The organism is Peribacillus sp. NPDC056705 (assembly GCF_043656335.1).
This window is the reverse complement of sequence record NZ_JBHTYI010000039.1, coordinates 1-26,830: the sequence shown is the minus strand read 5'-3', so window position 1 is coordinate 26,830 and position 26,830 is coordinate 1. Positions and strand designations below refer to the sequence as shown.

The 26,830-nt window shown below is 41.9% G+C and carries 24 protein-coding genes, 1 tRNA gene, 1 rRNA gene and 1 riboswitch; of the genes, 17 read left to right on the top strand and 9 right to left on the bottom strand.

The window, feature by feature from the left end:
* The first annotated feature begins 237 nt into the window (after positions 1–237).
* Positions 238–1,338, top strand: coding sequence for a CaiB/BaiF CoA transferase family protein (locus ACFRAK_RS24870; protein WP_394572719.1), 1,101 nt, complete (start codon positions 238–240; stop codon positions 1,336–1,338).
* Positions 1,339–1,580: 242 nt separating this feature from the next.
* Positions 1,581–2,108: a hypothetical protein gene (locus tag ACFRAK_RS24865; protein WP_394572718.1), complete on the top strand. Its 528-nt coding sequence runs from the start codon at positions 1,581–1,583 to the stop codon at positions 2,106–2,108.
* Positions 2,109–2,253: 145 nt separating this feature from the next.
* Here the strand turns inward: ACFRAK_RS24865 and ACFRAK_RS24860 are convergent, their stop codons facing one another.
* Positions 2,254–3,357: a 5-methyltetrahydropteroyltriglutamate--homocysteine S-methyltransferase gene (locus tag ACFRAK_RS24860; RefSeq protein ID WP_387603792.1), complete on the bottom strand. Its 1,104-nt coding sequence runs from the start codon at positions 3,355–3,357 to the stop codon at positions 2,254–2,256.
* A 271-nt stretch (positions 3,358–3,628) separates the two neighbouring features.
* Positions 3,629–3,730, bottom strand: a riboswitch (SAM riboswitch).
* A 166-nt stretch (positions 3,731–3,896) separates the two neighbouring features.
* Between ACFRAK_RS24860 and ACFRAK_RS24855 the strand changes: the two genes are divergently transcribed.
* The 7 genes from ACFRAK_RS24855 (at position 3,897) to ACFRAK_RS24825 (ending at position 11,709) form a co-directional block, all read left to right on the top strand.
* Positions 3,897–4,325: a hypothetical protein gene (locus ACFRAK_RS24855; protein WP_387603790.1), complete on the top strand. Its 429-nt coding sequence runs from the start codon at positions 3,897–3,899 to the stop codon at positions 4,323–4,325.
* A gap of 163 nt (positions 4,326–4,488) precedes the next feature.
* On the top strand, positions 4,489–5,031 hold the full coding sequence (locus ACFRAK_RS24850; protein WP_061465361.1) for a glycerol-3-phosphate responsive antiterminator: 543 nt from the start codon (positions 4,489–4,491) through the stop codon (positions 5,029–5,031).
* Positions 5,032–5,257: 226 nt separating this feature from the next.
* Complete coding sequence (locus tag ACFRAK_RS24845; RefSeq protein ID WP_394572717.1) at positions 5,258–6,082, top strand: MIP/aquaporin family protein; 825 nt, start codon at positions 5,258–5,260, stop codon at positions 6,080–6,082.
* 21 nt (positions 6,083–6,103) lie between these two features.
* Positions 6,104–7,594, top strand: coding sequence for a glycerol kinase GlpK (glpK, locus tag ACFRAK_RS24840; RefSeq protein ID WP_387603786.1), 1,491 nt, complete (start codon positions 6,104–6,106; stop codon positions 7,592–7,594).
* Positions 7,595–8,120: 526 nt separating this feature from the next.
* Positions 8,121–9,773 (top strand): glycerol-3-phosphate dehydrogenase/oxidase, encoded by a 1,653-nt coding sequence (locus ACFRAK_RS24835; protein WP_394572716.1) that lies wholly within the window; start codon positions 8,121–8,123, stop codon positions 9,771–9,773.
* Between the two features lie 175 nt (positions 9,774–9,948).
* Positions 9,949–11,403 (top strand): alanine/glycine:cation symporter family protein, encoded by a 1,455-nt coding sequence (locus ACFRAK_RS24830; protein WP_394572715.1) that lies wholly within the window; start codon positions 9,949–9,951, stop codon positions 11,401–11,403.
* A gap of 81 nt (positions 11,404–11,484) precedes the next feature.
* Positions 11,485–11,709, top strand: coding sequence for a sugar diacid recognition domain-containing protein (locus tag ACFRAK_RS24825; protein WP_387603779.1), 225 nt, complete (start codon positions 11,485–11,487; stop codon positions 11,707–11,709).
* Between the two features lie 179 nt (positions 11,710–11,888).
* Here ACFRAK_RS24825 and ACFRAK_RS24820 read toward each other — a convergent pair whose 3' ends face one another.
* The 4 genes from ACFRAK_RS24820 to ACFRAK_RS24805 all read right to left on the bottom strand — a co-directional run bounded on the left by ACFRAK_RS24820 (position 11,889) and on the right by ACFRAK_RS24805 (position 17,396).
* The gene (locus ACFRAK_RS24820; RefSeq protein WP_387603777.1) at positions 11,889–13,109 is read right to left on the bottom strand and encodes a PucR family transcriptional regulator; all 1,221 of its coding nucleotides are present in this window, start codon (positions 13,107–13,109) and stop codon (positions 11,889–11,891) included.
* A gap of 133 nt (positions 13,110–13,242) precedes the next feature.
* Positions 13,243–14,712, bottom strand: coding sequence for a sodium/proline symporter PutP (gene putP, locus ACFRAK_RS24815; RefSeq protein WP_387603774.1), 1,470 nt, complete (start codon positions 14,710–14,712; stop codon positions 13,243–13,245).
* Between the two features lie 167 nt (positions 14,713–14,879).
* On the bottom strand, positions 14,880–16,421 hold the full coding sequence (gene pruA, locus ACFRAK_RS24810) for an L-glutamate gamma-semialdehyde dehydrogenase (protein ID WP_098372313.1): 1,542 nt from the start codon (positions 16,419–16,421) through the stop codon (positions 14,880–14,882).
* Positions 16,422–16,478: 57 nt separating this feature from the next.
* A complete protein-coding gene (locus tag ACFRAK_RS24805) occupies positions 16,479–17,396 on the bottom strand; it encodes a proline dehydrogenase family protein (RefSeq protein ID WP_394572714.1) in 918 nt (305 codons plus the stop codon).
* A gap of 402 nt (positions 17,397–17,798) precedes the next feature.
* Between ACFRAK_RS24805 and ACFRAK_RS24800 the strand changes: the two genes are divergently transcribed.
* A complete protein-coding gene (locus ACFRAK_RS24800) occupies positions 17,799–17,966 on the top strand; it encodes a hypothetical protein (protein ID WP_387603770.1) in 168 nt (55 codons plus the stop codon).
* Positions 17,967–18,466: 500 nt separating this feature from the next.
* On the opposite strand, the gene ACFRAK_RS24795 is transcribed toward ACFRAK_RS24800, so the two are convergent.
* Entirely contained in the window at positions 18,467–18,697 is a 231-nt protein-coding gene (locus tag ACFRAK_RS24795) for a helix-turn-helix transcriptional regulator (protein WP_387603767.1), read from the bottom strand.
* A 241-nt stretch (positions 18,698–18,938) separates the two neighbouring features.
* On the opposite strand from ACFRAK_RS24795, the gene ACFRAK_RS24790 reads away from it, so the two are divergent.
* From ACFRAK_RS24790 to ACFRAK_RS24770, 5 genes are all read left to right on the top strand, one after another.
* Complete coding sequence (locus tag ACFRAK_RS24790; RefSeq protein ID WP_260285608.1) at positions 18,939–19,334, top strand: VOC family protein; 396 nt, start codon at positions 18,939–18,941, stop codon at positions 19,332–19,334.
* Between the two features lie 24 nt (positions 19,335–19,358).
* Positions 19,359–19,592 (top strand): MmcQ/YjbR family DNA-binding protein, encoded by a 234-nt coding sequence (locus ACFRAK_RS24785; RefSeq protein WP_387603764.1) that lies wholly within the window; start codon positions 19,359–19,361, stop codon positions 19,590–19,592.
* A gap of 358 nt (positions 19,593–19,950) precedes the next feature.
* Positions 19,951–21,162, top strand: coding sequence for an aminotransferase-like domain-containing protein (locus ACFRAK_RS24780; RefSeq protein ID WP_394572713.1), 1,212 nt, complete (start codon positions 19,951–19,953; stop codon positions 21,160–21,162).
* A 141-nt stretch (positions 21,163–21,303) separates the two neighbouring features.
* The gene (locus tag ACFRAK_RS24775) at positions 21,304–21,591 is read left to right on the top strand and encodes a hypothetical protein (RefSeq protein ID WP_394572712.1); all 288 of its coding nucleotides are present in this window, start codon (positions 21,304–21,306) and stop codon (positions 21,589–21,591) included.
* A 727-nt stretch (positions 21,592–22,318) separates the two neighbouring features.
* On the top strand, positions 22,319–23,296 hold the full coding sequence (locus tag ACFRAK_RS24770; protein ID WP_387604149.1) for a tRNA dihydrouridine synthase: 978 nt from the start codon (positions 22,319–22,321) through the stop codon (positions 23,294–23,296).
* A 769-nt stretch (positions 23,297–24,065) separates the two neighbouring features.
* On the opposite strand, the gene ACFRAK_RS24765 is transcribed toward ACFRAK_RS24770, so the two are convergent.
* Together ACFRAK_RS24765 and ACFRAK_RS24760 are read right to left on the bottom strand one after the other, a co-directional pair.
* Positions 24,066–24,138 (bottom strand) — tRNA-Ala (locus ACFRAK_RS24765).
* A gap of 211 nt (positions 24,139–24,349) precedes the next feature.
* On the bottom strand, positions 24,350–25,060 hold the full coding sequence (locus ACFRAK_RS24760; protein ID WP_387603756.1) for an MgtC/SapB family protein: 711 nt from the start codon (positions 25,058–25,060) through the stop codon (positions 24,350–24,352).
* Between the two features lie 149 nt (positions 25,061–25,209).
* On the opposite strand from ACFRAK_RS24760, the gene ACFRAK_RS24755 reads away from it, so the two are divergent.
* The gene (locus tag ACFRAK_RS24755; RefSeq protein ID WP_387707257.1) at positions 25,210–26,109 is read left to right on the top strand and encodes a DMT family transporter; all 900 of its coding nucleotides are present in this window, start codon (positions 25,210–25,212) and stop codon (positions 26,107–26,109) included.
* Positions 26,110–26,141: 32 nt separating this feature from the next.
* Here ACFRAK_RS24755 and ACFRAK_RS24750 read toward each other — a convergent pair whose 3' ends face one another.
* Positions 26,142–26,327, bottom strand: a complete 186-nt coding sequence (locus ACFRAK_RS24750; protein WP_192206835.1) for a hypothetical protein — start codon at positions 26,325–26,327, stop codon at positions 26,142–26,144.
* A 435-nt stretch (positions 26,328–26,762) separates the two neighbouring features.
* Between ACFRAK_RS24750 and ACFRAK_RS24745 the strand changes: the two genes are divergently transcribed.
* Positions 26,763–26,830: ribosomal RNA gene (locus ACFRAK_RS24745) — 16S ribosomal RNA — on the top strand; the annotation flags it as partial.

The following is a 26,830-nucleotide window of genomic DNA, read 5'->3' as shown; positions in this document are numbered from 1 at the left end:
TAAAGTAAAATCAGCCGGACAATGTAGTTTTAAATTGTCCGGCTTTTACTTGTGTTCTATAGGCTCATTAACCAAATCCAGGAAGCTGATTCCTGGATTTTTATTTTTATTAAATGGAAATTTATACAAAAATGACAGGCGATGTTATATGATAATCGTAAACTCTGCATAATTGCATGTACTGAACGACGGGGAAAGCTTTTACTATTTCCAATGGAAAGGGAAGGTGCACGGCTGATGACATTATTGACTCATTTAAAAGTATTGGATTTTTCAACGTTACTGCCAGGCCCATTTGCCACTTTGATGCTAGCGGATTTAGGAGCGGATGTTTTGAAGGTAGAGAGGCCGGGAGCAACGGATTCATGGGGTGTGAACCAATATCTTAACCGATCGAAAAAGTCGATCACACTTGATTTGAAACAATCTGAGTCCATTGAATCCGTAAAAAATCTAGTGAAGGAATACGATATCGTCATTGAACAGTTCCGTCCAGGTGTCATGGAACGCCTAGGGCTAGGATATGAGGCATTAAAATGGATCAATCCGAAGCTGATTTACTGTTCCATCACGGGCTTCGGCCAGACCGGTCCCTATAAAGACCGACCGGGACATGATATCAATTATATTTCGATTGCAGGCTTATCAGGCTATTCCGGTACAAAAAAGGACGGCCCGGCAAAAAACGGAACCCAAATAGCAGATCTTGCCGGAGGATCCCTGCATGCTGTTATCGGTATATTATCTGCAGTCATTCACCGGGAAAGAACGGGATTCGGCCAAGCCATCGACATCAGCATGACCGACTGCAGTTTTGCGTTGAATGCCATCTCCGCACCCCTGAATTTACAAGGGGGCCTCGAGCTTGAACCAGAAAAACTGATGTTGAACGGAGGATCCTTTTATGACTTTTACGAAACGAAGGATGGACGCTATTTTTCGGTAGGAAGCCTAGAGCCCCCTTTTCGAAAAGCATTATGTGAAGCGATCGGTGCACCCGAATTGTATGAACTGAGCACCAAAAGTGATGAAGAAAGCGGAATCAGGTTTAAAACGGCCGTCCGACTGGCTTTCCTTGAACGGGATTTTCATGAATGGCAGGAAATATTCGCTGATTTCGAAGCCTGCGCAGAACCAGTTCTAACCTTCACTGAAGCGGCCGAACACCCCCAATTGAAGGAGAGGGGAATGATCGTCGAGGTACCGGACGGAAAAGGAAATGTCCAGAAGCAAATCGCTTGCCCGATCAAAACATCGGTTTTCACCCCTGAATATAAACATGCAGGCTTGAGGCCAGGACAAAACAACGCAGAAATTCTTCACACCCCCAATCGATAAATGAAGATGTTAAGGCTATCAATTTTCCGAGTTTTTTCGGAAGGAGGTAGCCTGTTTCTTTGAATTAAGCTGGAGTCAGGCCAAAAACCTGGAAACAACCCGGATTAAGCAGAAGGAGAACAATAGACTTGTGGTAAGCGATATATCGCTACTGTGAAAATTTACTAGTTATAACGAATGTGGGCAGGGTATCAGAGTAGCATCTAGTAGGAAATTGCTCAGGTAAGGAGGGTTGCATAAACATGTTTGGTCTCTCTGATATCATCAAATTTCTATTTTCCTTTTTTTTGATCATGCCGATCGTTACGCTGATACATTTGAGCGGGCATATTTTTTTTGTCACGATCTTTGGGGGATCAGAAAAGAAAATCTTGATCGGTTGTGGCAATAAGCTTTTCGCCTTTCGGAACATAGAGGTGAGGAAATATTATTTTTGGAATGGGACTTGCGAGTTCAAGGGATTGAAACATGATAATCGATTGACGAATACGCTGATCTATTTAGGAGGGGCTATCTTTAATTTAGTCAGCATGCTGATCATCTATAGCTTAGTGTATCAGGATATCCTGGACAGCTCGGTGGTCTGGTATCAATTCATCTATTTTTCTTTCTATGTTATGTTCTTCTCGTTGTTTCCGATGTATTTCTCGGACGGGTCGCCTAGTGATGGGAAGGCTGCGGAATTGGCCTTGAGGAACAAGCTGGAAGATAGGGTGACGGATGATATATTTGTGAAGAAAATGGATGATGATGATGATAGCTGCAAGTAAAAAAGGGAGGTGCTGGTGGCCGTTCTTTTTTTGTTCTCGGATTTTTGGAAGAATGTCTTTTACGTTTTTTATTATAAACCTAATCGGCACGCTTATATTGATGCCGATTAGATTGTTCGAATGGAGTAAAGTCTCCGCTAAAAAATCATTCCCATACTTCTTTTGCTACATCAACGACGAATTTCAGCTTTTCCCATTGCTGTTCTTCGGTCAGCTTGTTGCCGTGATGGGTGGAGGCGAAGCCGCATTGCGGGCTTAAGCATAATTGTTCGAGAGGAACGAAGTGCGAGGCCTCTTTAATGCGTGCCTTAACAGCTTCCTTGTCTTCAATTTCCCCATTTTTTGAAGTGACGACACCCAGTACGACCTGTGCACCGCCATTTGGAATGTATTCCAATGGTTTGAAATCCCCTGAGCGTTGATCATCATATTCCAAGAAAAATCCATCCACCTTTTCTTTAGCCAATAAAGTTGGGGCGATACGGGCATAGCTTCCTTCAAATGCCCAAGTCGACTGGTAGTTCCCACGGCATAGGTGTGTTGTGACGACAAGGTCTTCTGGTTTGCCTTCCAATGCGCCATTAATTACGCGAAGTGCAAGATCGATTAACTGTTCCCTCGTATATTTTCCATCTTTGAACTGGAAATCCGGAGCTGAAAGTCTGGCAATATATACATCATCCAATTGAAGATAACGCACACCAGCTTCATAAAAGGCCTTCAAAGCATGCTGATATGCTTTGATGATATCATTTGCATAGTCTTCAATATCAGGGTAGATGTCTTCATTATGAATGCCTACAGCAAATAATTGATTCGGACTGGGAATGGTTTGCTTGGCAACGGCGCGTCCGTTCACGATTTTGTTCAATTCAATGAAGTCACGAATGAAAGGATGGTCAGGATTGAATGAAACCTTCCCGGTATTGCGAACGTTATATCTCTCTGTTTCCACACCATCGAACGTGAGCCCTTTTTCAGTCACATATCCCTCGATTCCATTTAAATGTTCGAGGAAGTCAAAGTGCCACCATGTACGTCTGAACTCACCGTCCGTCACGGCTTCCAATCCAACTTCAATTTGTTTTTCGACAATCCGATTGATTTCTTCGGTTTCAACTTCACGAAGCAGCTCTGCTGAAATGGTACCTTCCTTAAATTGCTTTCTGGCAACATGTAAACGTTCTGGTCTTAATAAACTTCCGACGTGATCGGCCCTGAATGGTGCTTTCGTTAATGTGATGGACATGTTGCATTCCTTCTTTCCTTTTAAAAATAAGGCTGTTTTCGCATACTTTGTTGCTATTTACCAAGTAGTGAGGTGTGGTTGATTTCCCCTCCAGATGCCCGCTTTCCGCGGGTCTCACCTGTCCCGCTGCTCCCGCAGGAGTCTCGCACTTCCGCTCCGATCAACCTTAAATCGTTTCATTTTAAAAACAACAATCTTTACGAAAAGAGCCAAAAATAAAAAACCTCTTCTTAAAAATAAGAAGAGGTGTTGGCAACCAAGCTATACACTCTTCTTATCTTCAAGTTTTTACACTTCTGGAATTAGCACAGTACATGATCAGTCTGTTGCTGAGGCATCAAAGGGCCAGTCCCTCCACCTCTCTGGATAAGAGTTGTCTATTAAATTAATTATGACTATACAGGTAGTTTTTATAAAGGTCAAGGGTTGAAGGTGGAAGATTTTGAATATACCGATTATTGATATGTGTTACTACATCAGGGAACCCGGCATATGCTATAACCGAAGATTCATATGAGCGGCAGGGGGGGAATGCAAGGATGAGTACATTCAGTCCATTCAAAAATGGCATAACGATAACTTTAACTGAAGCCATGATAGAGAAAATCATAAGAAGGAAATCAGATGGTCAGGATATTAAAGTCGAGATTACGCCAAAACATATCGTGCTTTCCGGAACGACGGAAGTGAAAAAAATGATGTTTAAGAAAAACGTAGCTTTCCGGATTACATTAAAACCGGTTTCTGTGGAAAAAAGAACGATTTTATTTGAATTAGTGGAAATGGAACCAATTGACAGGAAATTCATCAACCAAAGGATATTTAACAGACCGCCATTTTTTGAATTTGAAAAAAGAACGATCAAAATGAATGTTAATGCCTGGAACATCGTGAGAAAAATTCCCGTTGGCACAATTAAATCGTATGAACTCGTCCAAGGTGCATTGAAAATGAAACTTACTTTATGATCGAGTTTACATACATCCTTAGCCGAAAACTATAAAGGGAGTGCCAGGTATGATAGTGTTATGGTGATATGGGTCATAAAAAATGTGTTTGATAAATCAAGCTCTTTAAAATATACTAAATGACTTGAAGTTTTGAGTTTTTCTGGGAATGAGGAGGATAATGATGGATCAGAAGATTTTGCCTGCTTCAGCAAGCATGAAGGATTTCGAAAGATTTTTAGAGAGTTCCTATGAAATAGGTGTGTTTCTTGATTTGCATATATCACAATTGAAAAACGTAAGTATGATGGCAAAGCAGCATAATAAGAAAATGATATACCATGTCGATTTGATCCATGGCATAAGAAGTGATGAGTACGCGACAGAATTCATTTGTCAGGAATATAATCCATATGGGCTGATTTCGACTAAATCAAACGTTATATTGAAGGCGAAGCAAAAGGGGGTCATTGCCATCCAGCGAATCTTTTTAATAGATTCACATGCGCTTGAGAAAAGTTATAAGCTGGTGCAGAAAACCAAGCCGGATTATATCGAAGTATTGCCGGGCGCCATGCCATGGATGATAAAAGAAGTGAAGGAACGATTGCAGACACCGATTTTTGCAGGCGGCCTCATTCGTACTTCGGATGAAGTCCTGAATGCCCTCGATGCTGGAGCATCGTCAATCACCACTTCCAAAACTGAATTATGGGATATCGTTTAATAGGGGAAATTGAAAAAAAATACAGAAAAATAGATAAATTCCTCACAAATTATTGACAGCGTTTTCATAAACAAGTATATTTTACAGTACAAGTTAATAGATGTGACGGAGACTAGGAGATTCACAACAGATCTATTCATAATTTATATTATGAGGATAGTTCTGCTGTGAATCTCCTTTATTTGTTGGCAAGGTTTAAAAAATTATCAGGGGAGGGGTTTTATTCATGACTCCATTTTGGGGAGAAGTGTTAGGTACGATGATATTGGTTTTATTCGGAGCAGGCATTGGGGCTGGTTCATCCTTAAAGGGATCCTATGCAAAAGATGCCGGCTGGATCGTTATCACGATTGCGTGGGGATTGGCTGTTACCATGGGTGTTTTTGCAGTGGGCTCCATAAGCGGGGCGCATTTAAACCCGGCAGTCACAGTGGGGTTTGCCATTATTGGGGAATTTCCTTGGAGTGATGTGCCTGGTTACATCGTTGCCCAAATGATTGGCGCAATCCTTGGAGCAACTCTAGTATTCCTGCACTATTTGCCACACTGGAAAGCTACGGATGATCCAGGAGCGAAGCTTGGTGTGTTCGCGACATCTCCTGCAATCCCGCACACATTTTCAAATCTATTAAGTGAGATGATTGGAACTTTCATCCTTATTCTTGGTTTATTATTTATAGGTGCCAATCATTTTACGGAGGGTCTAAACCCATTCGCTGTCGGGTTATTGATTGTCGTGATCGGGATGTCACTTGGCGGAACGACAGGATACGCGATTAACCCGGCCCGCGATCTGGGGCCGCGCATCGCTCACTTTTTGCTGCCGATACCGGGCAAGGGCAATTCGAATTGGGGCTATTCATGGATTCCGGTCGTTGGACCGATTATTGGGGGTTCACTTGGTGCCGTTTGTTATAAAGCGTTCTTTATGGGAGAAATAACAGCAGGATTTTGGTCTGTTTTGGGTACAAGCCTGGTACTATTGATATTAGCCTATGCATTTGGTAAAAAACAGTCACATGAAATGGAAAGCAGAAATATTGCCAGTTAATTAAAAGGAGGGGCATACACAATGGAAAAATACATTTTATCATTAGATCAAGGAACAACGAGTTCGCGGGCGATTTTATTTAACGAAAAGGGGGAAATCGTCCATTCCTCCCAAAAGGAATTCACGCAGCATTTCCCAAAACCAGGCTGGGTCGAGCATAACGCCAATGAGATTTGGGGATCGATCCTGGCAGTCATTGCCGGAGTACTATCTGAATCCGGTGTAAAGCCAGAGCAAATTGCCGGGATCGGGATCACCAATCAGCGTGAAACGGCAGTCGTTTGGGATAAGGAAACAGGTACCCCTGTCTATAATGCGATTGTATGGCAGTCCAGGCAAACAAGTGAAATCTGTGATGATTTGAAGGAAAAGGGACTTAATGATCTATTCCGGGATAAAACGGGATTGTTGATAGATGCTTATTTTTCCGGAACGAAAGTGAAATGGATCCTCGATAATGTCGAAGGGGCCCGGCAAAAGGCGGATGAAGGCAAGCTGTTATTCGGTACCATCGATACTTGGCTGATCTGGAAGCTATCAGGAGGAAAGGCTCATGTAACGGACTATTCCAATGCATCCCGGACATTGATGTACAATATCCATGAACTGAAATGGGATGAAGAACTGCTCGAGATATTGACTGTACCAAAATCGATGCTGCCGGAAGTAAGGCCTTCCTCTGAAGAATATGCACGTACGATCGAATATCATTTCTTCGGCCAATCGATTCCGATCGCCGGGGCAGCCGGTGATCAGCAGGCAGCATTATTCGGCCAAGCCTGCTTTAATGAAGGAATGGCTAAAAATACGTATGGAACAGGCTGTTTCATGCTCATGAATACAGGAGCCAAGGCTGTCAGTTCCGAACACGGACTATTGACGACACTTGCCTGGGGACTGAATGGAAAGGTCGAATATGCATTGGAAGGCAGCATATTCGTAGCGGGCTCCGCAATCCAATGGCTGCGCGATGGCCTGCGGATGCTTCATGATGCCAAGGATAGTGAAGCCTATGCAAAACGGGTGGAAAGTACGGATGGAGTATATGTGGTACCGGCTTTTGTAGGACTTGGAACCCCATATTGGGACAGCGAAGTGCGGGGAGCCGTTTTTGGTTTGACGCGCGGCACATCCAAAGAACATTTCATTCGTGCCACACTTGAATCATTGGCATATCAAACGAAGGATGTCCTTGATGCAATGGAGGCGGATTCAGGAATCGAGCTCCAGACATTAAGAGTGGATGGCGGGGCAGTCAAGAATGACTTCCTGATGCAATTCCAAAGCGACTTATTACGGGTGCCCGTCGAGAGGCCGACCATAAACGAAACTACAGCATTAGGTGCTGCATACTTAGCTGGCCTTGCTGTCGGGTATTGGAAGGATCAAGAAGAAATCTCCCGGCAATGGGCAGTAGACAAAACCTTTAAACACTCCATGGAAGAGCAAGATAGTGAAAAATTATATGAAGGCTGGAAAAAAGCTGTACATGCCGCTATGGCATTTAAATAAAAAACGAGGTGTATTCTTTCTCAAACGAGCTGGAGTATGCTATAATGAAATCAAGTTAATAACTCGGCCGGAGAACAGGAGAGACCATGAATGCGTTATCGTTAATTCGATAATGTCATTTATGGTCTCTTTTTTGTTTTCAATGGCAGATTAGGGATATTAATATCTATATAAACTATGCGAACAAATGAACCAATTGAATAGAATGACCGAACTCACGAGTAAATAGCGTGAACTCACGAGTAAAAGTGCAGAATTCACGAGTAAAAGTGCAGAATTCACGAGTAAACCGTGTGAATTCACGAGTAAAAGTGCAGAATTCACGAGTAAACCGTGTGAATTCACGAGTAAAAGTGCAGAATTCACGAGTAAACCGAGCAAATTCACGAGTAAAGCGCGAATTCACGAGTAAACCGTGTGAATTCACGAGTAAACTGCACGAATTCACGAGTAAAACGCACGAATTCACGAGTAAACGCAGAATTCACGTAAAAGTAGAATGCAATACTTAAAGGAGGAGTCAGGCATGAGGTTTTCAAATATATATCGGGAAGAAACGATCGAACTTCTGAAAAAAGAGAAATATGATGTGGTTGTCATTGGCGGGGGAATTACCGGTGCAGGGATCGCCCTGGATGCAACGACCCGTGGAATGAAAGTGGCTTTGGTTGAAATGCAGGACTTTGCAGCAGGTACTTCAAGCCGTTCGACAAAACTTGTTCATGGCGGATTGCGGTATTTAAAGCAATTTGAAATAAAAATGGTTGCCGAGGTTGGTAAAGAGCGGGAAATCGTTTATGAAAATGGACCGCATGTTACCACACCGGAATGGATGCTGTTACCAATGCACAAAGGTGGCACCTTCGGGAAATTCAGTACTTCCATTGGCCTTCGGGTATATGATTTCCTTGCGGGGGTTAAAAAAGCTGAACGCAGGAAAATGCTTTCGGCGGAGGAAACGCTAAAGCGGGAGCCGCTCGTTAAGAAAGAGGGGCTGAAGGGCGGAGGCTATTATGTTGAATACCGGACAGATGATGCACGTCTGACGATCGAAGTGATGAAGGCGGCTGTCGATAAAGGTGCAACACCGATAAATTATACAAAAGTGGAAAAATTGTTATATGACAATGGCAAGGTGAACGGCGTCCAAGTTGCCGATTCACTATCAGGTGATTCTTATGAAATATACGCAGACAAAGTTATTAATGCAGCAGGTCCATGGGTCGATTCCATTCGTGAAAAGGACCAATCGAAAAAAGGGAAAACGCTGAAGTTATCCAAGGGTGTTCATGTGGTCATCGATCAATCGAAATTCCCGTTGAAGCAGGCGCTTTATTTTGATACGCCTGATGGCAGGATGATTTTTGCCATCCCGAGAGCCGGTAAGGCTTATGTAGGGACTACGGACACTTTTTATGATGGTGATCCTGCAGTGCCGACCGTTACGTCCGAAGATCGTGCCTATTTATTAAAGTCGATACATTATATGTTTCCAGAAGTGAACATTACGGGTGACGATATTGAATCAAGCTGGGCTGGAGTGAGGCCGTTGATTCTTGAAGAAGGGAAAGATCCTTCTGAAATATCAAGGAAGGATGAAATTTGGGAGTCCGATTCGGACCTTATCACGATTGCTGGAGGGAAATTGACCGGTTATCGCAAAATGGCCAAAACGACGGTCGACCTTTTGGCAGGGAAGCTTGCCCAGCAATCCAATAAAACTTACCCAGCCAGCAGCACTAAAGGAATGCCGGTTTCTGGAGGGGATGTCGGGGGATCAAGAAACTTTCCCGATTATATCAAGCAACATATTCAAATGGGAATTGACTCGGGACTCGCAGTTAAGGATACCGAAGAGATATTGGCCATGTACGGGTCCAACGCACCTGTGATATTCAATATCGCGAAAGGCGAAGGAGACGGAGGAGCAAGCAGTGGCCTTCCAAAGAAATTGTTCGTACAGCTGAAATACGCACTAGATCATGAAATGGCCGCAACCCCAGTGGATTTCTTCTTCCGTAGGACGGGGACGCTATTATTCGATATTGATTTAGTCCAAAAGCATAAACATGCAGTGATCGATTATATGGCTGGATATTTTGGATGGACGGAATCAACAAAAATGGAGAGAACCAATCAATTGGAACAGGAAATATCGGGTGCGATTAGAGTATCTTGACCTATATGCAAAAACAAGACGCCGGCGGCATCGCTGGCGTTTTTTCATTTCTAGAAGGTAAATCTAGCCTGTTGTGTCAGGTTTTGTGACGCGGAAACTATTGTTTAAATTATCCAGATGAAATATAATCATTAGATAAGTTAGAATTTTCAAAATATAAAAAGGGGGAGCTTGATTGTCAGATTTTATTACGGCTTTAAATGGAGTATTATGGAGTACGCCAGTCATTTATATTTTATTGGGAGTGGGTTTATTATTTTCGATTTTAACCCGTTTTCTGCAAGTGAGGCACATTAAGGAAATGATCGTTTTGATGTTCCAAGGTAAAAGTTCGGAAGCGGGGGTTTCCTCATTCCAAGCTTTATCCATAGCACTTTCAGGACGGGTCGGTACAGGTAACATTGCAGGAGTGGCCACGGCTATCGCCTTTGGCGGTCCCGGTGCCGTATTCTGGATGTGGGCCATCGCCTTCATAGGAGCGGCCAGTGCATTTGTGGAATCCACTTTAGCTCAAATTTATAAAGTCAAACAAGATGGACAATATCGGGGTGGCCCCGCTTATTATATTGAAAAAGGGATAGGGTGGAAGTGGTTTGCTGTACTCTTTGCATTTGCAGCACTTGTTGCCATGGCTATCCTTATGCCAGGTGTTCAATCCAATTCGATTGCTGCCGGAGTGGAAAATGCATTCGGCATCAACCCGGTGATCACTGGATTGGCGATCGTCCTTTTACTGGGCTTCATTATATTTGGCGGTGTAAAACGGATAGCTAATGCTGCAACCTTGATCGTGCCTTTCATGGCTCTAGGTTATATATTGCTATCTGTTGTCATCGTCCTATTGAATATAGCTGAATTACCAGGAATCATCTCTTTGATATTCAGAAGTGCCTTCGGGTTGGATTCTGCATTTGGGGGAATCATTGGCATGGCGATTGCCTGGGGAGTGAAACGCGGCGTTTATTCGAATGAGGCAGGCCAAGGGACAGGCGCTCATCCTGCGGCAGCGGCTGAAGTATCACACCCGGCAAAGCAGGGTCTTGTCCAAGCATTCTCGGTTTATATCGACACATTGTTCGTTTGTTCCGCTACGGCCTTCATGATTTTATTTACAGGCATGTATAATACACAAGCGGAAAATGGTTCATATATCGTCAATAATTTGGGCGGTGTAACACCTGGTCCAGGGTATACACAAGCGGCAATCGATAGTGTAATACCGGGTTTTGGTGCTGGCTTTGTTGCAATAGCCCTTTTCTTCTTCGCCTTTACGACGATCATGGCCTACTATTATATTGCCGAAACCAATATCGCCTATTTAATACGCAACCGGAATGGTAAATGGGCCATGTTCGCCTTGAAGATCATCATTCTGGCGGCCAGTTTTTACGGATCCGTGCGTACAGCAGAGCTAGCTTGGGCATTAGGGGACGCTGGCTTGGGCATAATGGTGTGGCTCAATGTCATTGCCATTTTGATTCTGGCTAAACCGGCGCTTATAGCGTTAAAGGATTACGAAAAGCAAAAGAAGGCAGGGGTCGATCCAGTTTTCAATCCGAAAGCATTAGGCATAAAAAATGCAGATTTTTGGGAGCATGAATACACCGGCGGCAAGGAAAACGTTTCTTGAAGGAAAATGCGCTTAAATGAAAAACCAGCTCAAGGTATTTGAGAGCTGGTTTTTAGTTTTGCGATAACCAGGGGGGATGATATGTTAGCTAAACTAGCTCAAGAAATTGTGGACATAACCAGTGAAGTAATCGGCCATGATGTACTTATTACGGATAAAGACGGAATGGTGCTTGGTTCAAGCGATAAGTCGAGAATCGGCACATTGCATCAAGCTTCTCTTGGAGCCATTTTTCGTCGTAAGGAAATGACTCACAATGAAGCACCATCCCTATTGAAATATCAGGGGAGTATGTTGGGACATTAGGCATCACGGGATACTTGTCGAATTAAGCGTTCAAACGGGGAATTCCATATATACGAAGAAGGGATGAATTCGGGTGATGGAGCAGTTTGATCAAGAGAGAGAGGAAAACTTCAGACCTAGCCGCGTTTCTTCTCTCCTTGGCTTATTGAATCTCCCAAACCCAAAAACCGGGGACCTCTTTAAGATCTCTGCTTTATAAGCTGTAAATCGATGTATAGTTGCATTCTAGAATGAAAGTCATCAAAATCGATTGAGGTGAGATCGGTTATTTGATTCAATCTATATTTCAATGTGTTGGTATGGATGTATAGCTGTTCAGCTGTCGGTTTGATCCGGCAATTGTTAAACAGATATATTTCCAGTGTTTGAAGGAGTTTGGTTTGGCTTTCCTGGTCCTTCTTTTGAAGAATCTCTAGATCCGTATTGATATAATTCGTTTTAGTATGATGGTTGGAGATCATTTCGAGGTAACGGAAAATCCCAAGCTTGCTATATTGGAAGGGAAGCTGTTCAGGTTCACCGATGAACTTGGCTGCGTTGATCACTTCCAGGGCTTCGAGATAGGATTTTCTTAATTGAAGAATGGAAGAGTACTCATTTCCGATACCCGGAAATACCTTTTTGTCATTGAATTGGGAAAGAACGGTGTTCGTTAAATCATTGGCACTATCGGTAAGCAGGTCTTTCCCTTTTCCATTGCTTCCAATCAAGACGATGATCTTCAGTTGGTTTGTGAATACATGTGTAAAATGATTCAATGCATTGGCGAATAGGCTGACTGTATCCGATAATTCATCGAAATGTTCCGCATCGGATTGAGCGATGGTAAAGACATTGACAAGGAAAGTTTCCGGAATGAGAAGACTCATATTGGCGGCTTCCCATTTTATTTGATTTTCAGTTTGATAGACTTCATCAATGACCTTTTGATAAAACTCATTTTTTTCTTCATCTTTTTTTATGTTTATCTGTTTTTTCTGATAAAGAAGCTTGCCGATATGATGGGAAACTTCATGTAAAAATTCCAAATCGGAATCAGTCATCATTTCCGTTTCTTGGACCCAAATGAATCCGAGGACCTGTCCTTTGTGAACGGCGCTCACAACGACTCTTGGATTTAATCCGATTTCCTCGATTTGTTTCACCCTGAATGGATGCTCCACGGTTTTAAGCTGTTCGACAATGCCCTCATCCATGAATTTCTCCAGAATTGGAATCGGCCAATGCTTTGTGAAGATGGTTTGCCGATTGGCTTGGTCGAAGTGTTCGATATAATATGAACTATATGCGAGCAATAAAAATTGTTCATTTTCGATGACGACTGGTTTTTTTAAATAAGTGCTGACCATATCCGTTATATCGTTGATGTTTGTGAGAGTCAGGATTTTTTCTAATGACATATATGGCCCCCTGTAGTTTTTTGAAGTGTAGGACAACTTAGTATAATAATACTTTTAAAGTTATGATGTGTATAGGGGCAAGAACAAAGAAGGAACGGTATATGAAAAAATACCGTTCCTTTTAGGGGATTTATTATTGTTTTAATGTTCTTTCGAATTCTTCGAAATCCGTTTCTACTTCTTTTGATGGCTTCTTTGTAAGAAGACTGACCACAATGATAGCAATCAAGCTTGCGCCAAAACCAGGAATCATTTCATAAAGCGTATCTGATAATCCTGACATGGACCAGATAATGACAGTAGCAGCACCAACGACCATCCCTGCTAATGCCCCCCACTTTGTCATGCGTTTCCAGCAAAGGCTTAGTATGACCAATGGACCGAATGAAGAACCAAATCCAGCCCACGCGTACCCGACAAGTCCAAGAATCGTGTCATTTTTCTCCCAAGAGAGAATAAGCGCGATGATTGAAATGATCAGTACAGAAAGCCTGCCTAGGAAGACAAGTTCTTTATCCGATGCGGAACGACGGAAGAAGGTTTTGTATATATCTTCGGTTAAAGAGCTGGCAGTAACCAAGAGCTGCGAAGAAATCGTGCTCATGACGGCTGCCAGTATGGCTGAAATCAAGAAACCAGTAATGAATGGGTGGAATAGTATTTCCCCTAACTCAATGAAAATCGTTTCAGGGTCAGCTAATTTGAGACCGTTTTGGGAATAATACGTGATTCCGATGAATCCAGTCAGCATCGCACCGATAGTGGAGAAAATCATCCAGCTCATCCCGATAGTACGGGCTTTCTTTATTTCCTTAACAGAACTGATCGCCATAAAGCGGACAATGATATGAGGCTGTCCGAAGTAACCCAGTCCCCATGCAAATAATGAGATGATGCCTAAAAAGCTCGTCCCTGTGAAAATATTCAATAGGGCAGGATCAATGGAACGTGGTGTTTCTATGGAAGGACCGAAACCGCCAACATGGAAAAGTGTGACGATCGGTACAAGAACCAGGGCCACGACCATGATCAGTCCTTGAACAAAGTCTGTCCAGCTTACTGCCAGGAATCCGCCGAATAAAGTATAGGCAACGGTGACGCCTGTCAAGATCCATAGACCTGTATGGTAATCAAGGCCAAATGTACTTTGGAATAAGACTCCGCCGGACACCATTCCGGAAGAAACGTAAAAGGTAAAGAATACCAGGATAACCAATGCTGAAATGAACCTTAAGATCCGCGAGCCCTCACCAAAACGATTTTCCAGGAAAGCGGGGATCGTAATGGAGTTATTGGCTACTTCCGTATAGGTTCTCAATCTTGGTGCAACATACAGCCAGTTCGCATAGGCACCAAGCGTCAGGCCGATTACGATCCAGATGGAACTGAGTCCCGTTGCGAACATGGCGCCGGGCATCCCCATTAAAAGCCAGCCGCTCATATCGGCAGCGCCTGCGCTTAATGCAGTGACAGCAGGTCCAAGACCCCGGTCGCCAAGCATGTAATCATTTAGATTGGAGGTCTTTTTGTAGGCGAAATATCCGATTAGCAGCATGCCCGCCATATAAATGCTGATCGAAATTATTAATGAGTAATCTATCATTTGAAGACTCCCTTCAGGTTGAAATAAGTAATTTTTTGTTTTAAAAGAGGAAGCAACCTATTTGTCACTTCCTCCATTTAACCTCATTTTGGTTTCCGTATCCTTAATGGGAGATACATAACCATAGTGTGTTTCAAAGCATTTTCAAATTGCTTAATCGAATCTTATCAAAATGTTTCGGATGTTGTTTTGGCTTGCATATGAAGCTGCAAGTAGTCCGGTCCGCCTGCCTTGGAATCGGTTCCTGACATGTTGAACCCGCCGAATGGCTGGTAACCTACGATTGCACCAGTGCAGCCGCGGTTGAAATACAAGTTCCCTACATGGAATTCTTCGCGCGCTTTTTCCATGTTAAGGCGATTTGTCGTAATGACAGCCCCAGTCAAACCATATTCAGTGTTATTGGCAATCTCAAGAGCTTCGTTAAAGTCCTTCGCTTTTGTGAAGGCAACGACTGGTCCGAAGATTTCTTCTTGCATCAAGCGGGCTTGCGGATCGACATCAGCAACGATTGTCGGCTGAACGAAGTAGCCTTTAGAGCTATCTCCTTCTCCTCCTGTCAGAATGCGTCCTTCTTGGTTCCCGATTTCAATATAGCTCATGATTTTGTCAAAAGCAGCTTGATCGATAACTGGTCCCATGAAATGATTTTCTACAGGATTTCCAACTGTTAGCTGTTTTGTTAATTCAACAGCGCGATCTAATACTTGATCGTATACGTCTTCTACGATGACAGCACGGGAGCATGCAGAACATTTTTGTCCCGAGAAGCCAAATGCAGATTTCACGATTGATTGAGCAGCCAATTCAAGATCTGCCTCTTTGTCGACGACGATCGTATCTTTTCCGCCCATTTCAGCAATGACACGCTTCAGCCAAATTTGTCCTTCATTCACTTCAGAAGCACGTTTGTAAATGCGCAGACCTACATCACGTGAACCTGTGAAGGAAATGAAACGTGTTTTAGGATGATCAACCAGGTAGTCGCCCACCTCGGCTCCGCTTCCCGGAACGAAATTCAATACACCTGCTGGAAGACCGGCTTCAAGCATCACTTCAACGAATTTCGCAGCAACGATAGGAGTAGTAGAAGCTGGTTTCAATAGAATTGTGTTACCAGTAACGATAGCGGCAACAGCTGTACCTGCCATGATCGCAAATGGGAAGTTCCAAGGAGAAATGATGATGCCTACCCCTAATGGAATGTAATCATAGCGGTTGAATTCGCCCGGACGGCTTTGAACTGGCACACCATCTTTAAGCGTCAGCATTTGGCGTGCATAGAATTCAAGGAAATCGATCGCTTCCGCTGTATCCGCATCAGCCTCATTCCAAGGTTTTCCCGCTTCTTTCGTCAATAACGCAGAGAACTCATGCTTGCGTCTGCGAATGATGGCAGCTGCTTTGAACAAAACGTCAGCACGGATTTCCGGCTTCACTTTTTTCCAGCTTTCAAAAGCGGTAACAGCTTCCTGCATGGCTTTTTCAGCAAGATCCCTATTCGCTTTCGATACTCGGCCGATGACCTCTTGCTTATCTGCAGGGTTATATGAAACGATTTTCTCATCAGTCGTCACTTTCTCTGCCCCAATATAAAGAGGGTAGTCTTGCCCTAAGTAGCCTTCAACAGTTTGAAGTGCTTCCTGATATGCTTTTTTGTTTTCCTCGTTTGTAAAATCGACAAATGGTTCGTGTTTATATGAAATCATTGATAATCACACCTTTTAATAGATTTTTTGTAGCCATTAATAATGTTGAATGTATATTTAGCTTCTGACCATCCCTTTGAAGGCAAAGGCAATATTGGATGGCCGTTCTGCAAGCCTTCTCATGAAGTATCCATACCAATCCAGACCATATGGTACATAGACGCGCATTTTGTAACCTTGCTTGACCAATTCGTATTGAGTTTTATTTCTCATGCCATAAAGCATTTGAAATTCGAATTGTGTATTCGGGATGTCGAACTTCTTAGCCAGCTCTTTTGTATATTCGATGATTTTGTCATCATGTGAGGCAATGGCCGTATAATTTCCGTTAAGAAGACTTTGCTTAATCAACTTTTTATAGTTTTCGTCTACATCATACTTTTCGGGAAAAGCTACCTCGGCAGATTCCTTGTAGGCACCCTTTACGAGACGCAGGAATGGCTTATATTGGCCAAGGTCCTCCAAATCTTTCTCTGTGCGGAATAAATATGCTTGTAGAACAGTACTTATGCAGCTGTATTTTTCTTTGAACTGTCTAAAGATATCGATAGTTGCCTGACAGCGAACTTCATCTTCCATATCGATCGTGACCATGACTTTATGTTTTTCGGCTGTATCAAGAATTTTCGTCATATTCTCGATCACGAGTTTATGATCGATATCAAGTCCCAAAGAAGTCATCTTCAGAGAAACCTGTGAATCAAGTTTTTCCCTGCTGATCATTTCGATGGTTTCGATGCATTCCGCCGTCCGTTCTTGAGTCACTTCCTTAGAATCAACGAATTCCCCAAGGTGGTCTACTGTAACAGACAAGCCGCTATTGTTAAGTTGTTTAATGAATTTAATGGAACTTTGGAAATCAGTTCCCCCAATGATCTTTCCAGCAGCGAAATTTCCTCCGCTTTTTTTAGCAATATTATTAAGCAGATTATTTTTAGATAAAAACAAGAAAAAGTCCCTTGTAATGGCTTCCATATAAAGCGCACCCCCTAAGAAGATGTATTTCAATAAATTAAGCTTACGGTTTTTCGACAATATTCTCAATGTTCTAAAAAAACAATAATTCTGTCATTTGTTTGTCGGTTTTGGACAAATGAAAAGGTTTACATTGTTTCTTGTATGTTCGGATGAAACGAGGGTTTATATTTAAACTTAAAGAGAAACGCTAGAGGTAGAGCCTTTATTAGTAAGCAATGATGTGAATGACATCAATAAAAACGTTTAAAAAAGTGGCATCTCGACCATAATCATCCAATGCGTTATAATGAACCTTATTTAAATGAATGGGCAAGGCCCAAGAAAAAACGATAAATGACTAAAGTAAAATAGATGTAAAACCATAATTAAGTCGCATCGGCAAGCCGGGGAGGTTAAGGAATGATGGATGCTGTACTTGAAGAACTTAGAGAAACATCAGGATTGATAATAGGATTAATCTTGGCCCTGGTAATAATGGGTCTGATCGGCTATGCCCTTACGAATGTACATGAATCGATTGTGTCACCTGTGGTTCAGTTCATAAAGAAAATGGTTAATCGAAAATAGCTTAATAGGAATATATAACCTTTTGTCCCTTTTAGACAATCCCTGCAGGGTTTTTCTAAAAGGGACAAAAGAACCGCAAGATATATACATATCATCGGAAAAACCCCCGCTCCTAATGGAAGTGGGGGTTTATTTTTTAGATTCAGAACCCAGCCTTGGGCGAATCATTTTGTTCTGGGGGAGGTCAAATACGAAACAAGGTCATGGAGAACGAATTATCGTACCGTGGCCCACTGGCAATCCAGTTGTTGCTGGATAAGAAAGGATATTCAAAGGACTAACCTTCGAACTTGTATGATCATGGGTGTATGTAATTGAAAATAACGGAACGCAGGCAATATTGGAAGGGACTTCAAAGTGGGAAGGTTCGCTTGGGAAGTTAAGGACATTCGGCTGCTGGATGACTTTATTCGAGCGAAAGGAAAGTATGGTTTATGGGGCATGAACAAGGATTGAACAAATGCATTTAGCCCCGGCCATTACGCTAGGGCCCTTTTTGTTTACAAATCAAAGTAGTCATCTGCCTTTGCGCCAGCATCTATGCTTCGAACCGCCTTCATGATTTTCTTTAAAACCCCGGCTGACGGTACATACTTAGGATCGCTGCAAACTCTGCTTATCGTATTACGTGAGATTCCTGACGCACTGACAAACTCCTCTTGTGTATATCCGTGCTTATCGATTAATTTACCGACCTTGCTCCGCAGCTTGCTCTTTCCGAATCTAAACATTTGATAACCTCCTAGAATCATTTACTAGCAGTCTAGTCCAACTTTCACAAAAATATACACATAGTTTCGCAAAAATTAGGCATGCAAACGGTTGGTCGGAACAAACCAGCTTTAACAAATTGTATGATGAAGCTCCAAGTTCTTTGAATTTATTTCCATTTCAATTATAATAGTATGTGTAAGCTAACAGACTGGATAAGGTAAGTGAATGGTTAATTCATATGTTACTTAGGAGGGAATCATGGGAAGATTAGTTCATTTCGAGATTCATGTGAATGACATGGAACGGGCAAAGAAGTTTTATGGAGAGGTATTTGGATGGTCATTTCAAGATTGGAGTGAGTATGCAGGCATGCCTTACTTTGGAGCGGTAACTGGCGATGAGAAAGAACTTGGGATCAACGGTGCTTTGATGCAGCGTCAAAGTGCTCCGCCGGAAACAAACCAAGCATTAAATGGATTTGCTTGTACAATGGGCGTGGAAGATTACGATTTAACGGAAGCTAAAATCATTGAGAATGGCGGTAACGTCGCAATGCCCAAATATGCCCTGCCTGGTATGGCTTGGCAAGGCTACTATATGGATACCGAAGGCAATATATTCGGAATTCATCAACCTGATGTAAACGCAAAATAGAGTGGATAATAGGTGAATTAAAACATGAAATCACAAGACACGGCAGCCATGCTTGAAATTTTACGCAATATCTGCCTTGCACTACCTGAAGCTGTTGAACATATTGACGGCTTCGGCCACAATACTTTTAAAATCAATGGAAAATCCTTCGTGATTTCAGGTGAAGCGAGAAAGGATTCCGCTTGTCGTTCAAGTCAGATCGAGAAACTCAAGAATTATTGCTGCAGAACGAGAATTTTTTCAAAACCCCATATATAGGACATCACGGTTGGGTTTCTATTCAAAATCCGGATAAGGAAGACTGGGATGAATTGACCTATCTATTAAAGAAGCCTATTTACGCGCGGCACCGAAGCGTTTGGTTAAGAAATGGAATGAGTTGCATAAAAAGTGAAGAAGGGCGGACGATCTGCCTTTCTTTATTTTTTTAGGTTCTTTCATCATTCCATTGGAGCGGCCAAAAGAGTTCTGTGTAAAAGAGACTCCGGAATTTGCAAAAGATAAAGAGGCATTGTTGTCTCTTGATGACTATCAGCGTGTATCATGAAATAAGCAGCTATCTTCAAAAATTGCGAGAATCAATCAGGTTTGATTGACGGAAAGGTGTATGGTTGAAGTGAATGTTGAATCTTTTTTTCCTGAGAACATTAAAGCGGCACTTAAGAATGATCCGCCCGGTGCATGGATGCCAAATTTGCCAGAAGGTTGCATTCGCTTGAGTTCAGGCTATCCTGATCCTGCTCTCGTTCCTGCTGAGGAGCTCAAGGTAGCTGTAGCCAGACTTCTTGATGAGGAGCAGGATTTGCCGCTCCATTATATCGGAAGTCCAAGAATTGCAAGACTAAAGCATCAAATCCAAAAAAGATTGGGAGAGCGTGGAATTTCCATTGTGGAAGATCAGCTTTTGATTACATCAGGAGCTTGCCAGGGGATCGATCTTATTGCCCGCGTCCTTCTTGATGATAAAGCGGCCGTAGCGGTAGAGTCTCCCACCTATATGGAGGCTTTAGAGATTTTTCAAAACTATACGAAGCAGATTATTAGTATACCCATAGATGAACAGGGACTCCAAACGTACCGATTAAAAGAAATACTGGATGAAAGGAAACGTACAGGTCTACCCCTCCCGCGTTTTCTATATACAATCCCAACCTTTCAAAATCCTACAGGGACGACTATGACAATGGAGCGCCGGAAGCATTTAGTGGAGCTTTCCATCGAGTTTGATTTCCTCATTATAGAGGATGATGCATACGGAGAACTATCCTTTGATAAAAATCCGGTGCCAATAAAATCTATGGATAAATGCGGGCGAGTCCTCCAAGTTGGGTCTTTATCCAAGGTTGTTGCACCAGGAATGCGGATTGGATGGATAGCAGGGGAAAGTGAATTCATTAAGGCTTTAGAGTGGTTTAAAAAAGATTTGGACCATCCATTTGCTCAAAGTGCAATGGCTGCATACTTAGAAAACACCGATTTTGAGAAACGGCTCGACCTTCTAAAAGATGTGTATCGTTCTAAATGTACTGCGTTAATCCGTGCGATGAAACAATTTCTTCCAGAATTTGTTTCCTGGTATGTTCCAGATGGCGGTTACTTTGTATGGATGAGAGTTCCGGGTGTTGATACGTCGGATCTATTATCACAGGCACTGGCTGAGGGTGTTTCATATGTTCCAGGGAAATACTTTTTCTTGGATCAAAACGATGGAACCGAGTTTCTCCGGCTCTCGTTCAGTTATGCCAATGAGGAAGAAATAATAGAGGGAATACGAAGGCTAGGACAGCTTATCGCACCTTTTTTCATAGATTGTCCTGAAGGATTGTAAGTTAGTTAATCATTGCAATGATAAGGAGACGTAAAAAAATGATTAGACTTACAAAAAAAACCTCAAAAGAAAGTATATACAGATTTAATCAACCTTGCTTTTGAAACATGTGATAGATTTCACCTGGTGATTAGAAAAGACATGGGTCCTTTAGATAAGTTTAAGGATTTTTTGAAACAATTAGACAGTTCCCTTATAGAAGTAAAAGAAGAATCCGAATGGACCAAAGCCATTATATTGGATGCGACAAACTCCTTATATGACTGGGAATATCCTCAATTACCAGAGGATTTATCATTTTTCAAAAACGGAAAAGAATGGTTGGCAACGAATAGCCATGAACAGGAATGCTATATTCTGACCGAAGATAAAAATGAAATTGATAAAGTTATGAATATTAAAGGAATAAAAGCAAGTTTAGAAGAATAGAGCGTTAATCCATCATTCAATAAAATGACTTTTATAAAGCAGTCTATCTTGGAATAAATTCCATCATAGATTGCTTTATTCTATATAATAAGGGGTTCCGAAATTTGAGCGCCACTTCCCTTTACTTTAAAATTTTTGAAAAAATGGTCAACTAACTAATCATTCAAGAGTCAAAAATAATTCGTGAACAGGAAGAAAGTAATGATAAAATCGGAGATTCTGCTTTAAAAGAACTCATCAAAAAAGAAGGTGAAAAACCCACCAACATCTCGTGTGTTGTCAATTACACTCCACGCATGTTGAAGTCGTGACGGATTTGGAATGGAAGATGTCTAATTAAAAAATGCCTTTGCTAGTTTAAATAAACATTTGCCAGTTCTACCCTGATTTCGTTGAAAAGTACTTTTGCGATTTCGGGGTCTTTTTACTGTAAACCCTTGTAATTCCAGTTTTCTTCCGAGTGTATTCTTAGTTATTTTGGCAAATCTTTATTTTAACTTGAACAGTGGAATGCTGGTTGATGGGTTGGGTTTTAGTTGGAGATATTTTGTGAAAAGAGTGTGAAGTTAAAATAAAACCCGATTTCGGGAAATAAACATATCCGATCAGTTTGATAAAAAGTGATTAAGCATGGTATAAGTGTAAAAGAAGCAGGGACATTTTGCTTTTTAATTTTGGGATAAGGGGTTGGCCTGGTATTCCATAATGAGAGGATTTGGATTTGAGCATGATAGATAATTTTTGGCGTGATTTACCACGGCCTTTTTTTATACTGGCACCAATGGAAGATGTGACGGATGTTGTTTTTCGCCATGTAGTGAGTGAAGCAGCCAGACCTGATGTGTTTTTTACAGAGTTTACAAACACGGAGAGTTATTGTCACCCAGAGGGGCAACAAAGTGTGCGTGGACGTTTGACTTTTACAGAGGATGAACAACCAATTGTAGCCCACATATGGGGGGATAAGCCCGAACACTTTCGGCAAATGAGTATTGGTATGGCGAAACTAGGCTATCGGGGTGTCGATATCAATATGGGCTGTCCTGTACCTAATGTGACACAGAATGGGAAGGGAAGCGGCCTTATCCGTCGTCCAGAAGTTGCAGCCGATTTAATACAAGCAGCAAAAGCAGGAGGATTGCCGGTAAGTGTAAAGACAAGGCTTGGTTTCACGGATGTAGACGAGTGGCACGACTGGCTGACACACATATTGAAACAAGATATTGTCAATCTATCCATTCATCTGCGTACAAGAAAGGAAATGAGCAAAGTAGATGCTCATTGGGAACTAATCCCGGAGATCAAGAAACTTCGTGACAAGGTGGCACCAGATACACTATTGACGATCAATGGGGATATCCCTGACCGTCAAACTGGCTTAAAGCTCGCTCATCAATACGGCATTGATGGAGTTATGATTGGGCGCGGTATTTTCAATAATCCATTTGCCTTTGAAAAGGAGCCGAAAGATCATAGTAGTAAGGAATTGCTTGATCTATTAAGGTTGCATCTGGATCTCCATGATAAATATTCAAAATTAGGACTACGTCCGTTCAAGGCTCTTCATCGCTTTTTTAAGATATATGTCCGCGGGTTTCGAGGGGCAAGTGAATTAAGAAATCAATTAATGAGCACAGAGTCAACAGATGAAGTGCGTGCATTGCTTGATAACTTTGAGTCAAAGAATCTTGATGGAATGGGATAACGGTAGAAGTGTTCCCATTCAGGTGAAAGCGAAGTAGGACGTTAATTTATATGTTTGTTAATACATGTAAAAAACACACCTAAATGGCTTCTTACATGAAATATTGCTAAAGGAATCAGATGATACTGGTTCCTTTATTTTTTTTGTGAAATCTACCAAACCCTCCATGCATTGTCAATTATAGTCAACCCGTGTGGAGAGCGTTAGAAATTCACTTGAACATGCGATCGATTTTGAACTAGTTTCTAAAAATGTAGCAGCGAAAATCAAACTGTCAAAAGCAAATAAAAAAGGAATCAATTATAATCATCTTTCTCCTGGCATGAACTCCGGGGATGCGACAAGGTGAAATACCCGGACTACGCGAAAGATGCTGACTTAGTGAAAGGGGGAATAACTAGTAGACAAACGTTAAGTCATGACGGAAGGACAATAATAAATGGGGCTAAAACCAAGTCGGGTTTACGAACCATTAATTTATCTGGGAAGGATGCTGAAAGGGTGAATGAACCGTTTCAAAAGAGAAACTTAGATTAGGGGATATTTATCAAAATCACGTATTTAGTGGCTTGCACTCAGCATGGAACTCCTGATGATCCAGCCAATGTGAGCAGAACTTTAAATGAATGAATTAAATTAGTCGATGTACCTAAAATCCGTGTTGTTCAAGGGGATATATGTGAAGGTCATCTCAGATTGAGACACAGTAATCAAAGGGCAGGATTAGATAAATAGAAAAAAACCCTTGCTACGCAAGGGTTTTCGGATATGGAGCATAGCGGGATCGAACCGCTGACCTCTACGCTGCCAGCGTAGCGCTCTCCCAGCTGAGCTAATGCCCCGAATTGAGGTACAATAATTATTGTATCGGATTTTGGTGAAAAGTCAATATTAAATATGAGATTTTTGCAAAAATGATAAATAGCCATTAATTTAAGAGGATGCCCAATTGGGGGAATGGTCTAACATAGCGGAATCGTTGAGGCTCGATCTCTTAATATTGAGGGAAATTCAAAGGGGTTCGGAATATTTAATTCCGAACCCCTTTTATCTTTATCCTGTATTTTCGATCTCAACCCTTTTAATCTCCTTAAGATTGGAGACGGTGTAATACACTTCAGATGTCCTGATTTTATGATCGACCAGAACTTTAAGTGTCAAAAGGTGGTTGTCATTTGCCACATCTTTGATTCTAAGGTTTTTGATGAATATTTTTTCGTCTTTGATTTTTTTCAGTACGATGGCAATGTCATCTTTATTTTGTACGACCAGCTGCAGAAGAATTTCTTTTTGCCGTAACTTCATCGGTCCGAGCCAGGTGACGATTGCGGGCACCAATTCGACACTAATGATCAATAGGATGACGCCGGCTATTGCTTCGACAAAGAATCCTGCTCCAACGGCGATTCCGATTCCCGCCGCTCCCCAGATGATGGCGGCTGTCGTTAATCCGGATATGCTGTTGTTGTCCCTCCGGAGAATGACGCCTGCACCGATAAAGCCGACCCCGGAAACGATCTGAGCCGCCAGACGCAAGGGGTCCATTGTGATATTTACGTCGTCGCTCCCCGGGAACTTATAAGCGGATTCCATGGAAACGATCGTTAATAAACAGCTGACGATTGAAATGACCAGGCTTGTTTTTAATCCAACGGGTTTTCGTTTCATTTCTCGCTCTAGTCCGATAATTAGTCCAAGGAGAGCTGAAATCCCCAATTTAATAAGGATTTGCAGTTCCGATTGAGGGTCGAATGTCCATTCCATTTTGTTTCACCACTTCCGAATTATTATCGAATAATAAGATCATCTGTTGCCATATACCCGTTTTCTAAAAAAGACTACCCTAATAATTTTAACATAGTAGAATAGAGTTCAATGAAACGTAATTCCGTTGAAAGGAGGAATTTAAGTAAATGCCAAAATTGAATCCTTATGTAGCGTTAGCGATCGGTGTGGCATCCGTATCGTTTTCGGCCATCCTTGTTAAATTGGCGACAGCTCCATCGGGTGTTATCGCCTTTTACCGTTTATTATTTACTGTGCTTCTAATGTTGCCGGTTTTCTTGGTGAAATACCGTCATGAACTTAAATTCATTAAAAAAATGGATTGGCTGTATTCGATTGCGGCAGGCGTGTTTTTGGCTTTTCATTTTATATTATGGTTTGAATCGCTTAATTACACATCTGTCGCGAGTTCAACTGTGCTTGTCACACTCCAGCCTTTATTCGCTTTTGCCGGAGCCTACCTGTTTTTTAAAGAAAGGTTTTCGATGAAGGCGATATTGAGCGGCGTCATTGCGATAGCAGGCAGCCTTGTCATTAGCTGGGGTGATTTGAGAATCAGCGGCATGGCGCTTTGGGGAGATATACTTTCGCTTATCGCATGTGCGCTGGTAACCGGTTATTTACTGTTTGGTCAAAATGTTCGAAAACGCATCTCTTCTATAACATATACTTTTGTCGTGTATGCAATCAGCGCTGTCGCATTGTTTTTCTATGTGATCTTCAAAGGAGAGGCATTGGCGCCTTATCCTGCTACCGATTGGATCAATTTCGTTCTGCTTGCGATTTTCCCGACTCTATTAGGGCATTCTTTATTCAATTGGTCACTAAAGTGGTTAAGCACTTCGACGCTTTCAATGGGAATTTTACTTGAACCGGTGGGAGCGACAATTCTGGCTTATTTCATATTGGATGAACCGATACTCTGGACGCAGGTACTTGGAGGTACCATCATATTGGGTGGTTTGATGATGTTCTTAAAGGATGAAAAGAAAAGCAAGGTAAATAAAGAGGCGCAAGTTTCCGTATAAAAGCAGTAAGTCTCCCGACTTACTGCTTTTATTTAATAGGGGTGAAACAAATAGGTGATCCGTGTGAAAATCAATCCAAAAGTAAAGCTGAATAAAAACGTCGTACCATTCACTTTGCCTTTTTCCCTGCTGAACTTGATGGCTTCATAAAAAGCGGTACTGAATAAATAAAGGGCCATACAGTAAGAAATGAGTAATCCGATTAATGAGAGATTCATTGCTTCACCTCATGGAAAAAAGATATCTATATATGTCTATTTGTGTTTCTATTGAAATATGCTTCGTTTATTCATAATACATGAGCTTGGTCGGGAAACAGGGTGGGTGTGATGATGATGTAAAGAATATATAGAAGGGAACAGGTGAAAATGTTTTTTTTTGAAAAAGTTTTATAAAACGTATTGCAAACACTTTTAGTACATGGTATATTATTTCTTGTCGCTAAGACAACAACTTAAACAACTAACAAGTTGGAAAAACATTTTTAAAAAAAGTTGTTGACGAAACGTGACAGAATGTGTTACATTATAGAGGTCGCTTCTGAGAGAAACGACAACAAAAATTGCTCTTTGAAAACTGAACAAAACAAAGCGCCAACGTTAAATTTTAAGTGAGCACACACTATCAAAAAGCAAATGAGCAAGTCAAACATTTCTTCGGAGAGTTTGATCCTGGCTCAGGACGAACGCTGGCGGCGTGCCTAATACATGCAAGTCGAGCG